Origin of the sequence: Streptomyces sp. NPDC096136, assembly GCF_044763325.1 — a bacterium.
Classification (GTDB): domain Bacteria; phylum Actinomycetota; class Actinomycetes; order Streptomycetales; family Streptomycetaceae; genus Streptomyces.
Genome location: NZ_JBIWFZ010000023.1, coordinates 39,418 through 52,482, shown reverse-complemented (window position 1 = coordinate 52,482; position 13,065 = coordinate 39,418). Strand labels below are relative to the sequence as shown.

Genomic DNA, 13,065 nt, shown 5'->3' with positions numbered 1-13,065 from the left:
CTCAAACGCCGGCGGGGCTGGAATCTCGCTGCGCGAAATCCAGCCCGCGCGGCGTTTGAGCGCAACGGGGTCACCCGAACCCGGCGGACGCGACCCGGCACAATGGCCCCGTGGACCCGGACACGGAACAGGTCATCGACGCCATCGGCCCGCGGCTGCGCACGCTCCGCCGCGACCGCGGCCTCACCCTGGAGGCCCTGGCCGACGCCACCGGAATCTCGGTGAGCACCCTCTCCCGCCTGGAGTCCGGCAAACGCCGCCCCACCCTGGAGCTCCTCCTCCCGCTCGCCCGGGCGCACCGCGTCGCCCTCGACCAGCTGGTCGGCGCCCCGGCGACCGGCGACCCCAGGGTCCACCTGGAACCCGTCGGCAAGCACGGCACGGTCATCGTCCCGCTGACCCGCTACCCGGGTCGGATCCAGGTCTTCAAGCAGGTCCTGACCCCGCGCGAGCCCAGGCTGGTGACCCACGAGGGCTACGAGTGGTGCTACGTCCTCGCGGGTCGGCTGCGCCTGCTCCTCGGCGACGAGGAGCACGTCCTGAGCCCCGGCGAGGTGGCCGAGTTCGACACCGCCCGGCCCCACTGGTTCGGCCCGGCCGACGGGGGCGCCGTGGAGATCCTGCACCTGTTCGGTCCCCGCGGGGACCAGGCCGTCGTCCGCGCGGGCCCGCAGGCCCCCTGACGGCCCGGCCGGGCTACAGCGGCGGCGACTCCGGCCGCTCCTGGGGTCCCCGCCCCGACAGGACCTCCCCGTAGGCCTGCATCAGGTCCGCCAGCCGCAGCGTCGCAAGGTCGTCCCGCGAGGGCTCGCCGGCGAAGCCCGCCAGTCGAAGGTCGCGGTAGGCGCAGCTCTTCTCGTACAGGGTGCGCAGGAAGCGGCCGTTGCCGAGCTCGTCGATCCAGCCCTGCTCCACCACGTGCCCGCTGATGCTGCGGAGCTCCTCCAGGGCCTCCTCGTCCCAGCAGTCCCCGTTCCCGTCCGCCAGCACCCCGCCGATCGCGGTCAGCTCGGCCGGCCGGTAGCTCGGGAAGTCCACCCGGGTGGTGAACCGCGAGGACAGCCCGGGGTTGGCGGCCAGCAGCCGGTCCATGCCGGCCGGATAGCCCGCCAGGATCACCACCAGGTGGTCCCGGTTGTCCTCGGCCCGCTTGAGCAGCACCTGGAGGGCCTCGTCCCCGTACGCGTCGCCCTTGCTGTAGCCGGAGTTGGACAGGCTGTACGCCTCGTCCACGAACAGCACCCCGCCGATCGCCGAGTCGATCAGGTCGTTCGCCTTGACCGCGGTCTGGCCGAGGAACTCGCCGACGAGGTCGGCCCGCTGCGCCTCCACCAGATGGTCGCCGCCCAGCAGCCCCAGCGCGTAGAACACCCGCCCGAGGATCCGGGCCACGGTGGTCTTGCCCGTCCCCGACGGCCCCGAGAAGACGAAGTGCCGCTTCGGAGGCTGCACCGGAAGCCCCTGCGCCGCCCGCAGCCGGGCCATGTGCAGCTGCGCCGAGAGGGCCTTCACCTGCCGCTTCACCGGCTCCAGGCCCACCATCCGCTCCAGCTCGGCGAGGGCCTCGGCCAGGGCCCGCGGATCGGCCGGCCCGGCGGGCAGCCCGGCGGGCGCGCCCTGCGCGGGGAGGGTCGCCTTGTGCCGTACGCCCTCCAGCCGGCCCGTCCCGGCCGGCGGCCCGAACCGCGGGTCCGGGGGCTCCCCGGGCGTCGGGGGATCGGCGTCCACCTGCCCGTCCGGGGCCACGTCCTGCACGGGCCCGCCGCCCGCGCCGCCGCCCAGCGAGGCCACCGCCGCGTAGTCCCCGCCGACGGGGAAGAGCCCGTGCCCGGCGAGGCCCTCGGAGAGGTGGCCGCCGTACCCGGCGTACCCGGCGGCGTCCGCCATCCCGGCCATGTCGTCGGGGTCGGTGCTGTCCTCGATGGCCGTCAGCCGCGCCGCCGTGTCCATGAACGCCGGGTCCACCCGGTGCACGGCCCGGTACAGGGGCAGCGCCGCCGCGCTGCGCCCGGTGCCCTCGCGGGCCCGCGCCAGCCAGTACCGCAGCTCCTTGCGCTGGGGCTGCTCGCTGCGGCAGCGCATCAGCGCCGCCGACAGCATCGGCTCCGCCTGCCCGTACATCTCCAGCCGGACCCGGGCCATCCCGCCGAAGAGCCCCGCCTCGATCCCCAGCAGCGGATCGTGCACCAGCGGCTCGGTGTGCCGCACGAGCTGCTCCCAGTCCTTGACCAGGTAGGCCCGGCAGGCGTGCAGGAAGCGCACCTGCGGATCGGTGTCCACCGGGGGCAGCGCCGCCAGGGCCTGGTCGAGCTCGGGGACGTGTCGTCCGTCCAGCCAGTGCGAGGCGTGGGCCAGCAACAGGTCCCGCCGGCTCTCCAGCACCGGCTGCACCCACCAGCCCAGCCAGTACCAGGAGTTCAGGGTCCGCCGGTGCCGGGTGCGCTGCTCGCCGAAGCGGTCCCGGTGGGTGTACATGCGCAGTAAGGCGTTGGTGGTGTCCGCGCGCAGCGCGTGCAGTCCCAGCCAGGCGTCGGCCATCGACGGGTCCAGGCCGACGGCCGTGCGGAACTCCTCCTCGGCCTGCGGGTAGGCACCCATGGTGCAGGCGTCGACCCCGCGCAGCCAGGCGAGTTCGGCCGGGGCGTGTGCGCCGCCCGGCATGCCGAAGTCCATCACGTCCCCCACAAGCCTGCCCGTGGCACGCGGCAACCCCCGCGCCGAGCACGCGAGTTGTCCACCCGGCCGATGAATCAGGGCTGCATCGTACCTGCGGTGACGCACCTTACCCAGGGTGCGGTGGACACGGGTCGTGCGCCTGCCCCGCAGTCGAACGGTGACTCAGGGTGAGGGTTGGTGGGCGGAGCGGTGCATCCCGTACCCCGCCGCGACCGGCTCCGGGCAGAACGAAGCCCCCGATCACGGGGGAACAACCGGGGGCTTCGCGTCCGCGGCGGCCTTCGCAGACCGCGCATTCAGAACGTAAGGCCGCATCAGGGCCCGGGTCAAGCGGGTCGGGGAAGCCCTCGGGGGTCTGTCGAGCGGGGCGGCTCAGGCCTGGGGGAGTCCGTCACGGTCGGTGAGCGCGGGCGGCGTTCCAGGCGTCGCAGAAATCCCGGAAGTCCACTCGTATCCCGTACCGCTCTGGTGCACCAAGGTGTCCGCGAAGGGGCGCGAAGGATCGTGGGAGAAGTGCGCGCGCTCCGCGCGCTCCCATCCGTCCCAGAAATCGGAGAGTTCGCGCCCGTCCCTCCTGCGCCCCCGGCCCCAGGAGGTCTCGCGGGGGGTCTCCATCCACAGCAGCCGCGCCAGGTGCGGGCGCAGCGCCCGCCGCCCGGCCCCGACCCCCTCGACGAGCAGCACCGGCGCGGGCTCCAGCACCCGCTCGGGTCCGAAACGGCGCCCGACCCAGTCGTACGGGGTCCAGTGCGCGGGCCGCCCGGCGGCCAGCGGCTCCACCACCTGCGCCCGCAGCCGCTCCCACCAGTCGAACAGCTCGGTGTGGGTGGCCACGTCATCCAGGTGGAGCACCGGCGCGCCGCCCAGGGCGGCGGCCAGCCGGTCCGTGAAGGTGCTCTTCCCCGACCCCGCGTGCCCGTCGACGCCGATCAGCCGGACGGGGCCCAGGGAGGGCGGCAGGGCGGCGAGCTCCCGCGCGAGCGACTCCAGTGACTGCTGTGGTTCCACCCGGCCAGCGTATGTCCCCCGGGCGCCCCGGCCGCGACACGGCCCCGCGCTTCGCCGCACCACCACCGGGAACTGGAAGGGTGGACCAGTCGATCCACCGCACCGACCCCTGGGGGCCACGCCGATGACCGCACCCACGCCACGCAGGGCCCTGCTGGCCGTCGTCCTCGCCGCGGCCACCGCGGCCTCCCTGCCCGCGGGCCGGGCCTCCGCCGTCGGCGCGGACACGCCTGGCCCGGACACCCCCGGGCCGGCGCCGGACCGTGCCGCCGGACCCGACGGGGCCGCCGGACCCGACGGGGCCGCCGGACCCGCCGCGGGCGGCGCCGCCGCAGGGGCCGCGGCGGTGGACAACCGGTTCTGGTACGCGCACGCCCACTGGCGGGCCGGCACGCACCGCGGCACCACCGCCGTCGACGGCGCCCGCCCGGGCCTGGAGATCGCGGCCCCGGCCGGCCGCACCGAGTACACCGACCCGCACACCGGCCGGAAGTCGGCCTGGGAGTACGCCACCTGGACCTCCCCGGTGCACCGCTGCGCCGTCCCCGCCACCGAGGCCATCGCCTCGTGGAACGCACGCACCCCGGCCGGCAGCTGGATCCAGACCGAGCTGCGCCCCACCTACCCGGACGGGACGGTGGGCCCCTGGTACGTGATGGGCCGCTGGGCGGCCGGGGACGGCGACATTCGGCGCACCTCGGTCGACGGCCAGACCGACGGCCGGACCACCGTCTGGACCGACACCCTGGCCGTCGACGCCCCGGCCGCGGCGGCCGGACTGCGGATCACGCACTGGCAGCTGCGGCTGACCCTCCACCGCGAGCCCGGCGCCGGCGGGGGGCCCACGGTGTGGCTGGCCGGGGCGATGGCCTCCGACGTCCCGGACCGCTTCACCGTCCCGGCCTCCGCCCCCTCCGGCAGGGCCCACGAGCTGACGGTCCCGCGCTACTCGCAGGAGGTCCACACCGGCCAGTACCCGGAGTACGACAACGGGGGCGAGGCCTGGTGCAGCCCCACCTCCTCCCAGATGGTCATCGAGTACTGGGGCCGCAGGCCCAGTGCCGCCTCCCTGGCCTGGGTCGCCCCCGGGTACGCCGACCCCCAGGTCTGCCACGCGGCCCGCTCCACCTATGACGCCGCCTACAAGGGATGCGGCAACTGGCCCTTCAACGCCGCCTACGCCGCCACCTACCGCGACCTGGCCGGCGTCGTGACCCGGCTCGGCTCCCTCACCGACCTGGAGACCCTGGTCGCGGCCGGCGTCCCGGTCATCACCTCCCAGTCCTTCCGCCGCGAGGAGCTGACGGGCGCGGGCTACGGCACCGCAGGCCACCTGATGACCGTGATCGGCTTCACCGCCTCCGGGGACGTCGTCGCCAACGACCCGAACTCGGCGGACAACGCCTCCGTCCGCCGCGTCTACAAGCGCCGGGAGTGGGAGAACGTCTGGCTGCGCACCAAACGCCGCAACGCCGACGGCAAGACCGTCTCCGGCAGCGGCGGGGTCTGCTACCTGTACGCCCCGTCCCGGCCGACGGAGGCGCAGATCGCCGCCCTGCGCCGGGTCGGGGTCCTGTGAGGGGAAATCCCTCCGAACATCCGTCCGCACGAAGGGCTTAACCGGTTGAATATGGGCATAAAGCGCATATAAGGCTTCTCACAGGAGGCGGCGCACCATGACGACTCATTCGAGCATCGAACACCACCCGGACCTTGCCGAGATGCGCACTCGGTTCGAGCGGGTGACGAGCACCCCGGCCGCGCAGGCCGTGGAGGCGCTGGCCCTGATCACGGGCCTCTACCTGGCCGCTTCGGCGTGGATCGCCGGGTTCAGCGCGCTGAGCCCGCTGGCCATCAACAACCTCATCGCGGGAGCGGCCTTCTGCCTCTGCATGGGCGGCATGGGGTCGGCCTACGAGCGTACGCACGCGATGGCCTGGACCGCGGTCGTGATCGGGGCCTGGACCATCGTGGCCCCCTGGGTGATGGCCGGCGCGATGGACACCACCCGCAGCGTCCTCAGCAACGTGATCACCGGCGCGGTCGCCCTGTGCCTCGGCCTCGCCATGGTCTCCCTCGGCGGGCGCCCGCGCACGACCCGCACGACCACCTGACCGCTCCGCGCCTCCTGCCGGGCCCCGGCCCCGCCTCCCCTCCCGGAGGCCGCCGGGGCCCGGCGCCGTGTGACCCTTGCCATATACCGCGAAAGCCGCGAACGCTGGCACATTGGACGGCATGACCGCACACACCGCCGCCCTCACCGCCCGCGCCCGCCGCCTCGTCGGCACCGGTGGCCCCCGGGAGTCCGCCTGGCTGGAGCACGTCCTCGGCTGGACGCTGGTGGTCGTCGTGGCCATGTTCGTCACCCGGCTCGGCTGGCTGTAGCCCCCCGCGGCCCGGTCGGGGTCGGGACGCCTCCAGCCGCAGTCCGTCGGTCACCTCGCGGCCGTCGCGCGTGCGCAGCCGGTAGTCGCGCAGCGCGGCCGCCGCCGTCCGCAGGACCAGGACCCGGCGCGGGCCGTCGGCCGTCGCCACCTCGGTGGTGCCCGCCAGGGCGAAGCCCTGTGGCGCGAAGAGCGAGGTGGTCGCGGTCGGGGGAGTCCGCGCGGCCGTCGGCGGCCCCTGCCCGGCCCCCGCCGCGCGCCGGCGGGGCCCCGGCGGCCGGCGCCGCCAAGGGCGCCACCGGCAGTACGGCGGCCGGCGGCCGCTACGATCGGCGCGGCCCCGATCCCGACGGCCGCGATCCCGCCCGGCCCCAGGCCGACCGGCACGCTCGGCGGGGAGAGCGGGACCAGCAGCAGCTCGGTCCCGCCCGGTACCGGCAGCAGCCCGCCCCGGAAGGGGCGCTCCCGCCGCCAGACCCGCAGCCGCGCGCGCGGGCCCGGCGGGGTCCGCAGGGCGGCGCCTGGGGGAAGCACGGGTCCCCGCCGAGGATGACGCCGAGCCGCAGGCCCCTGAGCCGGAAGTCGCCGCCGGTCGCCGACCAGGCGTGCGACCGCACCCCCGCGCCCTCGATGAACCGGCCTGGAGGCCGAACTGGCGCGCCCTGCGCCGGACCACAGCCAGCGCCCCGAGGGCCGCCACCGCCGGCCGCGCGACGGCCGCCGATCTCCTCCAGCCGACCCGGCCTCCGGCGGGCTTCCTGCCGTCCTCGCCCGTGCGGTCCCTCCCGTACACTGCGGGAATTCCTGTGGCAGACAGTTCGAGGCTTCGAGGCTAGGGCCGGATTTGAATAATAGTCAACAGCGTGGCAGGACCGGCCGATCGCAGGTCCGGAGAGCCGAACTCATATCGATCGGGCGGAAGTTGTTCGCCGACACCTCGTACGACGCCCTCTCCATGGACGACATCGCCCAGCACGCGGGAGTCGCCAAGGGGCTCGTCTACTACTACTTCAAGAGCAAACGCGGCTACTACCTCGCCATCGTCGAGGACTCCGTCGCCCAGCTCGTCGCCCGCGCCACCGGCGAGCCCGAGCTCCCGGGCGCCGAGCGGCTGCGCCGCACCGTCGACGGCTACCTCCAGTACGCCCAGAACCACCACGCCGCCTACCGGACCATCGTCACCGGCGGCGTCGGCTCCGACGCCGAGGTCCTCGCGATACGCGACGCCGTCCGCGAGGAGCTCCTGGCCGCGATCACCGAGGGCGCCTACGGCCGCCGCACCGTCCCGCCGCTGGCCCGGCTCGCCCTCGTCGGCTGGCTCTCCGGGGTGGAGGGTGCCACCCTCGACTGGATCGGCTCCGCCGCCGCGGAAGGGCAGCCCGACCGGTCCGCGCTCGCCGGACTCCTCGTCCGCCAGCTGCGCGCGACGCTCACCGTGATCGAGGAACTCGTCCCCGAATGTCCCGCTCCTCCGGTCGCTCCCGAGGAGGCCTCGAGGACCCCGGATGATCATGGCAATCCTGTACCGGTGACGTAAAGCGCCTGATCGGGCATACTCAAGCCGCCGCAGCCGCTGTTCGAGCCCTTCCGTGACCCGGGAGGGCAGCATCGGCTGTGAGAGCACCGAGATCCGGCGGCGCGTACCACACCTCACGCGTCGCCGCCGTGCCCGACGAGGGAGGAGAGCGCCGCCATGACCGACCGCGCCCCGCAGCCGGTGGACCGTCAGCTGCCCACCGAGGAGTCCCGGGACCTCCTCGCGCTCGTACGCGAGATCGCCCAGCGGGAGGTCCGCCCCAAGGCCGCCGAGGAGGAGGACGCCGGGCGCTTCCCCCGCGAGGTCTTCACCCTGCTCTCCGAGGCCGGGCTGCTGGGCCTGCCGTACGCCGGAGAGTTCGGCGGCGGCGACCAGCCGTACGAGGTCTACCTCCAGGTCCTGGAGGAGCTCGCGGCCGCCCGCCTGACCGTCGGCCTCGGCGTCAGCGTCCACTCCCTGGCCTGCCACGGCCTGGCCGGCTACGGCACCAAGGAGCAGCGCGCCGCCCACCTGCCCGACATGCTCGGCGGCGGGCTCCTGGGCGCCTACTGCCTCTCCGAGCCGGCCTCCGGCTCGGACGCCGCCTCGCTCACCACCAAGGCCGTCCGCGACGGCGACGACTGGGTGATCACCGGCACCAAGGCCTGGATCACCCACGGCGGCGTCGCCGACTTCTACACCGTCCTCGCCCGCACCGGCGCCCCCGGCGCCAAGGGCATCACGGCCTTCCTCGTGCCCGGGGACGCGGAGGGCCTGACGGCCGCCGTCCCCGAGAAGAAGATGGGCATGAAGGGCTCGCCCACCGCCCAGCTGCACTTCGACGGCGTGCGCGTCCCCGACGCCCGCCGGATCGGCGAGGAGGGCCAGGGCTTCACCATCGCGCTGGCCGCCCTCGACGCGGGCCGCCTCGGCATCGCCGCCTGCGCCATCGGCGTCGCCCAGGCCGCCCTCGACGAGGCCGTCTCCTACGCGCTCGGCCGCAAGCAGTTCGGGCACCCGATCGCCGACTTCCAGGGGCTGCGCTTCATGCTGGCCGACATGGCCACCAAGATCGAGGCGGGCCGGGCGCTCTACCTCGCGGCCGCGCGGCTGCGCGACGCCGGCAAGCCGTTCTCCCGGCAGGCGGCGATGGCCAAGCTGTTCTGCACCGACGCGGCGATGGCCGTCACCACGGACGCGGTGCAGATCCTCGGCGGCTACGGCTACACCGCGGACTTCCCGGTGGAGCGCCTGATGCGCGAGGCCAAGGTGCTCCAGATCGTGGAGGGCACGAACCAGATCCAGCGCATGGTCATCGCCCGCCACCTGGCCGGCCCCGAGACCCGCTGACGAGGAGGTCCCCGTACCGGCCCGGGCCGGCACGGGGACCGGCGGGGGCGGCCCGACGGCGAGGCCTTCCGGCCCGCCCGCCGCTGCCCGGCCCGCCCGCCGCTGCCCGGCCCGCCCGCCGCTGTCCGGCTCAGGTCCCCGGCACGCTCCGCGGGCCCCGGGCGTCCCGTGGCGAAACGGTCCGCCGCGACACGAAATGCGGCGCCCGTCCGGCGGTTCAGCCCCCGAAGAGAGGTCCGGACGGCCAGATGGGGGAGGAGGCGATCCGGGACCAGTCCGGGTCGCGCCGGCCCGGCAGGGTCCGGCCGTCGGCGGCCCAGCGGGCGAGCAGGGCGGAGTAGATCGGCGGGTCGGGGTGGCCCCGGTACCCCGCCGGGCCCGGCCGGGGCGGTTCGTACGCGGCCTGCCGCACCGCCTGCTCGACCGGGCGGTGAACCGATTCTTCGGGGCCCTGCGGAGCGGGGCGCCGCCTGCGCCCCGCCCGTGGCGAGGGCGTCTCGAGGGTGGTCATGCACGGCCAACGCGGCACCCGGCGCAGGGGTAACCCCCCGCCGCCCGCGCCCATCCGTTCGAGCCCTCCCACGCGCGCGGCCGTGCCGGGGCCGGCCGGGTCGGTGGCCAGGAGTGCCGGGCTGTCAGGGTGTGCCACAACCCTGGCCGCGAGCGCGCGATCTGACGTACCGTCATATCCGCTCGCCCCGGCACCGCGCCGGAACCCGCGCCCAGGAGGTTCGCCATGCCCGCCGACCGTCCCGTGCCCCTCGACGAGTACCCCGTCCACCAGGCCCCGCTGTCGATGAAGCACCTGGTCACGGGCGACCGCAACGCCTACGACCGCTGCATCTTCCACGTCTTCGACCACGCCGGCCGCGCCGTCCTCATCCTCGGCCTCGGCGTCTACCCCAACGCCGGGGTCATCGACGCCTACGCCACCCTGCGCCTCGGCGACGAGCTCCTCGCCGTCCGCGCCTCCGACGCCCTCACCGACGACCGGATGAACCTCTCGGTCGGCCCGCTGTCGATCACCGTCGACGTGCCGCTGAAGCGGCTCACCCTGCGCTGCGACCCCGACCCCCGGGACCCGCGCGGGCTCTCGTACGACGTCACCTGGACCGCCGGGTTCCCCGCCGTCTGGGAGCCCCACCACGTCCAGCGGCGCGGCGACCGCCTCATGCTGGAGGGCCGGCGGTTCGTCCAGGCCGGCGGCGTCACCGGCACGGTCCGGGCCCGCGGCGAGGAGTTCGTCCTGACCCCGGGGGAGTGGACCGGGACCCGCGACCGCAGCTGGGGGGTGCGCCCGATACCGGGCGAGGACGGCGGCCGGGCCGCCGAGGAGCACCGGCCCGAGGGCTTCCACTGGCTCTGGATCCCCGTCCGCTTCGAGGACCGCTTCCTCATGGTCGTCGCCCAGGAGGACGCCGACGGCCACCGCACCCTCAACGAGGCCGTCCAGGTCTTCCCCGAGGACAGCGGCCGCCACGACGTCCAGCTCGGCTGGCCCCACACCGAGATCCGCTACCGCTCCGGCACCCGGCACCCCGAGCGGGCCGTGGTCCACCTCACCGACCCCTCCCGCAAACCCCTCGAACTCGGGGTGGAGGTCCTGTCCTCCTCCCCGCTCGCCGTGGGGGCCGGCTACCCTCCCGCCGCCGACTGGCAGCACGGCAGCTGGCGGGGCCGCGGCTGGACCGACCGCCGCGTCTACGACCTCTCCGACCCCGCCGCCCACCCCATGGCCGCCTTCGGGGTCACCGACCACGCGGCCCGCTTCACCCTGGAGGGCCGGACCGGCTTCGGGATCTTCGAACACGGCAGCTTCGGCCGCCACGACCCCAGCGGCTTCGCCGACTACGCCTCCGTCGCCCCCTGACCAGCCCCGATCCGGAGAGGAGCTCCCCATGACGGCACCACGCCCCCGCACCTCCACCCGCGACCCCGAGGAACTCGGCCGCCGCCTCACGGCCTGGCTCGACCGCCGGCTCCCCGGCGCGAAGGTCACCGGCACCTCCGTCCCCGGCTCCAACGGCATGTCCAGCGAGACCCTGCTCTTCGACGTCGAGCACCCCGACGCCCCCGTCCGCTCCTGCGCGCTGCGCCTCGCCGCCGACCCGGCCGCCTACACCGTCTTCCCCGCCTACGACATGCCCCGCCAGCACCGCGTGATGGGCCTGGTCGCCGAGCACACCGACCTCCCCGTACCGCGCGTGCTCTGGCTGGAGGAGGACCCCGCCCCGCTGGGCTCGCCCTTCTTCGTGATGGCCCGCGCCGAGGGGCGCGTACCGCCCGACGTCATGCCCTACACCTACGAGGGGAACTGGCTGCACTCCGCGACCGACGCGGAGCGCGCCGAGCTCCAGGAGGCCAGCATCTCCCTCCTCGCCCGCCTGCACGACCAGTTCCCGGTCGAGGAGGCCCGGTTCCTGCTCCCGGCGGGCGGGGGCAGCCCGCTGCGCCGGCACGTCGACGCGCAGCGCGCCTACTACGCCTGGGTGGTGGACGGCCTGGCCCGCTCGCCCCTCCTGGAGCGGGCCTTCGACCGGCTGGAGGAGCTCTGGCCGGCCGACGAGGGCGACCCCGTCCTCAACTGGGGCGACGCCCGCATCGGCAACGTCGTCTACGACGGCTTCCGGCCGACCGCGGTCCTCGACTGGGAGATGGCTGCCTGCGCCCCGCGCGAGGTCGACCTCGGCTGGACCGTCTACCTGCACCGCTTCTTCCAGGACCTGACCGTGGGCTTCGGCCAGCCCGGCCTGCCGGACTTCCTGCGCCGCGAGGACCTGGAGCGCCGGTACGCCGAGCTCACCGGGCACACCCCGCGGGACATGGAGTTCCACACCCTCTACGCCGCCCTGCGGCACGGCATCGTGATGCTGCGCATCGCCTACCGGCAGGCGTACTTCGGGGAGGTCGAGGTCCCCGCGGATCCGGACGGCCTGATCCTGCACCACGCCGCCCTGGCGGCCATGGTGCAGGGAACCTACTGGTAGCGGAGGTCAGGCGGCCTGCGCGTGCTCGCGCTTCTGCGGCAGCGGGGCCGCGGCCGGCCGTACGGGACGCGAGCCCGGACCGCCGACGTGCGAGAAGGGCTGCGTCCGCCAGTCGAGGCCCTGGGGCAGCGTGAGGTGCACGACGGCCTCCAGCTCCGCCTGCTCCGACGGGAGCAGGCCCACCGTCGCCAGCGCGTCCGCGACCGGGCGGCCCGTACCCGCGCACACCGTGAGCCCGAACGGGTTCCACGGGGTCAGGCACAGGGCGTGCTCCGGGAGGTGCTCCTCGTCCGCGACGAGGGCGATCGACTGCCCGCAGTCGGGGCAGACCGCGTGGTGGATGTCGAACCCCTCGGCGTCGGCGGGTTCGAGGTAGTCGTCGTCCTCCGCGTACTCGGCGGCGAGCGGTTCCAGGGGCTCCGGTTCGGTGCGACCGGCGCGCTTGGTGTTCAGCATGGATGTACTCCCCCTTGGATGGGCCGGGCGGGCAGGTTCTTCGGCCACGGCCACACCAAGCACTTCCCGCCACGCGGCACGAGTAACCACGAGAGCGGGATGTACGCCCGTACATGTCTGTGGCTTTCGTCACATGCCCGCCGCAGGTGCCACTTCTGCGTGGACACCGCTGTGCCTGGAGCGGTCCTGGGCCTTAGGTTGAGCGGCTATGAGCGCAATGGAGGAGCTGGACCGCCAGATCGTGGATCTGCTCGTGCGGGACGGGCGGATGAGCTACACGGACCTGGGCAAGGCCACGGGCCTGTCCACGTCGGCGGTCCACCAGCGAGTACGCAGGCTGGAGCAGCGCGGCGTCATCCGCGGTTACGCGGCCGTGGTCGACCCCGAGGCCGTCGGGCTCCCCCTCACGGCCTTCATCTCGGTCAAGCCGTTCGACCCGAGCGCGCCGGACGACATCGCGGACCGGCTGGCGGGCGTCCCGGAGATCGAGGCCTGCCACAGCGTCGCGGGCGACGAGAACTACATCCTCAAGGTCCGCGTGGCCACCCCGCTGGAGCTGGAGGACCTGCTGGGCCGCCTCCGGGCCCTGGCCCACGTCTCCACCCGCACCACGGTGGTCCTCAGCACCCCCTACGAGGCCCGTCCACCGCGGGTCTAGCCGTCCGGGGGTGTGGAACCACCCCCACCC

14 protein-coding genes are annotated in these 13,065 nt (G+C 74.7%); 9 read left to right on the top strand and 5 right to left on the bottom strand.

What is annotated here, in order from left to right:
- Window positions 1–110 precede the first annotated feature (110 nt).
- Complete coding sequence (locus ACIRBY_RS32710; protein WP_403907539.1) at window positions 111–683, top strand: helix-turn-helix domain-containing protein; 573 nt, start codon at window positions 111–113, stop codon at window positions 681–683.
- A gap of 13 nt (window positions 684–696) precedes the next feature.
- On the opposite strand, the gene ACIRBY_RS32705 is transcribed toward ACIRBY_RS32710, so the two are convergent.
- Together ACIRBY_RS32705 and ACIRBY_RS32700 are read right to left on the bottom strand one after the other, a co-directional pair.
- Complete coding sequence (locus ACIRBY_RS32705; protein WP_403907537.1) at window positions 697–2,673, bottom strand: AAA family ATPase; 1,977 nt, start codon at window positions 2,671–2,673, stop codon at window positions 697–699.
- A 375-nt stretch (window positions 2,674–3,048) separates the two neighbouring features.
- Window positions 3,049–3,684, bottom strand: a complete 636-nt coding sequence (locus tag ACIRBY_RS32700; RefSeq protein WP_403907535.1) for a uridine kinase — start codon at window positions 3,682–3,684, stop codon at window positions 3,049–3,051.
- A 124-nt stretch (window positions 3,685–3,808) separates the two neighbouring features.
- Here ACIRBY_RS32700 and ACIRBY_RS32695 point away from each other — a divergent pair, with 124 nt between their 5' ends.
- From ACIRBY_RS32695 to ACIRBY_RS32685, 3 genes are all read left to right on the top strand, one after another.
- The gene (locus ACIRBY_RS32695; RefSeq protein ID WP_403907534.1) at window positions 3,809–5,263 is read left to right on the top strand and encodes a peptidase C39 family protein; all 1,455 of its coding nucleotides are present in this window, start codon (window positions 3,809–3,811) and stop codon (window positions 5,261–5,263) included.
- A 97-nt stretch (window positions 5,264–5,360) separates the two neighbouring features.
- The gene (locus ACIRBY_RS32690) at window positions 5,361–5,798 is read left to right on the top strand and encodes an SPW repeat protein (RefSeq protein ID WP_403907533.1); all 438 of its coding nucleotides are present in this window, start codon (window positions 5,361–5,363) and stop codon (window positions 5,796–5,798) included.
- Window positions 5,799–5,919: 121 nt separating this feature from the next.
- Window positions 5,920–6,069: an SCO1431 family membrane protein gene (locus ACIRBY_RS32685; protein WP_403907532.1), complete on the top strand. Its 150-nt coding sequence runs from the start codon at window positions 5,920–5,922 to the stop codon at window positions 6,067–6,069.
- A gap of 50 nt (window positions 6,070–6,119) precedes the next feature.
- On the opposite strand, the gene ACIRBY_RS32680 is transcribed toward ACIRBY_RS32685, so the two are convergent.
- A complete protein-coding gene (locus ACIRBY_RS32680) occupies window positions 6,120–6,602 on the bottom strand; it encodes a DUF6114 domain-containing protein (protein ID WP_403907530.1) in 483 nt (160 codons plus the stop codon).
- A 310-nt stretch (window positions 6,603–6,912) separates the two neighbouring features.
- Between ACIRBY_RS32680 and ACIRBY_RS32675 the strand changes: the two genes are divergently transcribed.
- The gene (locus ACIRBY_RS32675; protein ID WP_403907528.1) at window positions 6,913–7,605 is read left to right on the top strand and encodes a TetR/AcrR family transcriptional regulator; all 693 of its coding nucleotides are present in this window, start codon (window positions 6,913–6,915) and stop codon (window positions 7,603–7,605) included.
- A 156-nt stretch (window positions 7,606–7,761) separates the two neighbouring features.
- Window positions 7,762–8,934, top strand: coding sequence for an acyl-CoA dehydrogenase family protein (locus ACIRBY_RS32670; protein WP_403907526.1), 1,173 nt, complete (start codon window positions 7,762–7,764; stop codon window positions 8,932–8,934).
- 217 nt (window positions 8,935–9,151) lie between these two features.
- Here the strand turns inward: ACIRBY_RS32670 and ACIRBY_RS32665 are convergent, their stop codons facing one another.
- Window positions 9,152–9,445: a hypothetical protein gene (locus ACIRBY_RS32665; protein ID WP_403907524.1), complete on the bottom strand. Its 294-nt coding sequence runs from the start codon at window positions 9,443–9,445 to the stop codon at window positions 9,152–9,154.
- A 225-nt stretch (window positions 9,446–9,670) separates the two neighbouring features.
- On the opposite strand from ACIRBY_RS32665, the gene ACIRBY_RS32660 reads away from it, so the two are divergent.
- Entirely contained in the window at window positions 9,671–10,804 is a 1,134-nt protein-coding gene (locus ACIRBY_RS32660; RefSeq protein ID WP_403907522.1) for a hypothetical protein, read from the top strand.
- A gap of 28 nt (window positions 10,805–10,832) precedes the next feature.
- Window positions 10,833–11,921: a phosphotransferase family protein gene (locus tag ACIRBY_RS32655; protein WP_403907520.1), complete on the top strand. Its 1,089-nt coding sequence runs from the start codon at window positions 10,833–10,835 to the stop codon at window positions 11,919–11,921.
- Between the two features lie 6 nt (window positions 11,922–11,927).
- Here the strand turns inward: ACIRBY_RS32655 and ACIRBY_RS32650 are convergent, their stop codons facing one another.
- On the bottom strand, window positions 11,928–12,377 hold the full coding sequence (locus ACIRBY_RS32650) for a hypothetical protein (protein WP_403907518.1): 450 nt from the start codon (window positions 12,375–12,377) through the stop codon (window positions 11,928–11,930).
- A gap of 217 nt (window positions 12,378–12,594) precedes the next feature.
- Between ACIRBY_RS32650 and ACIRBY_RS32645 the strand changes: the two genes are divergently transcribed.
- Window positions 12,595–13,035: an Lrp/AsnC family transcriptional regulator gene (locus ACIRBY_RS32645; RefSeq protein WP_030011705.1), complete on the top strand. Its 441-nt coding sequence runs from the start codon at window positions 12,595–12,597 to the stop codon at window positions 13,033–13,035.
- The last annotated feature ends 30 nt before the right edge of the window (window positions 13,036–13,065 follow it).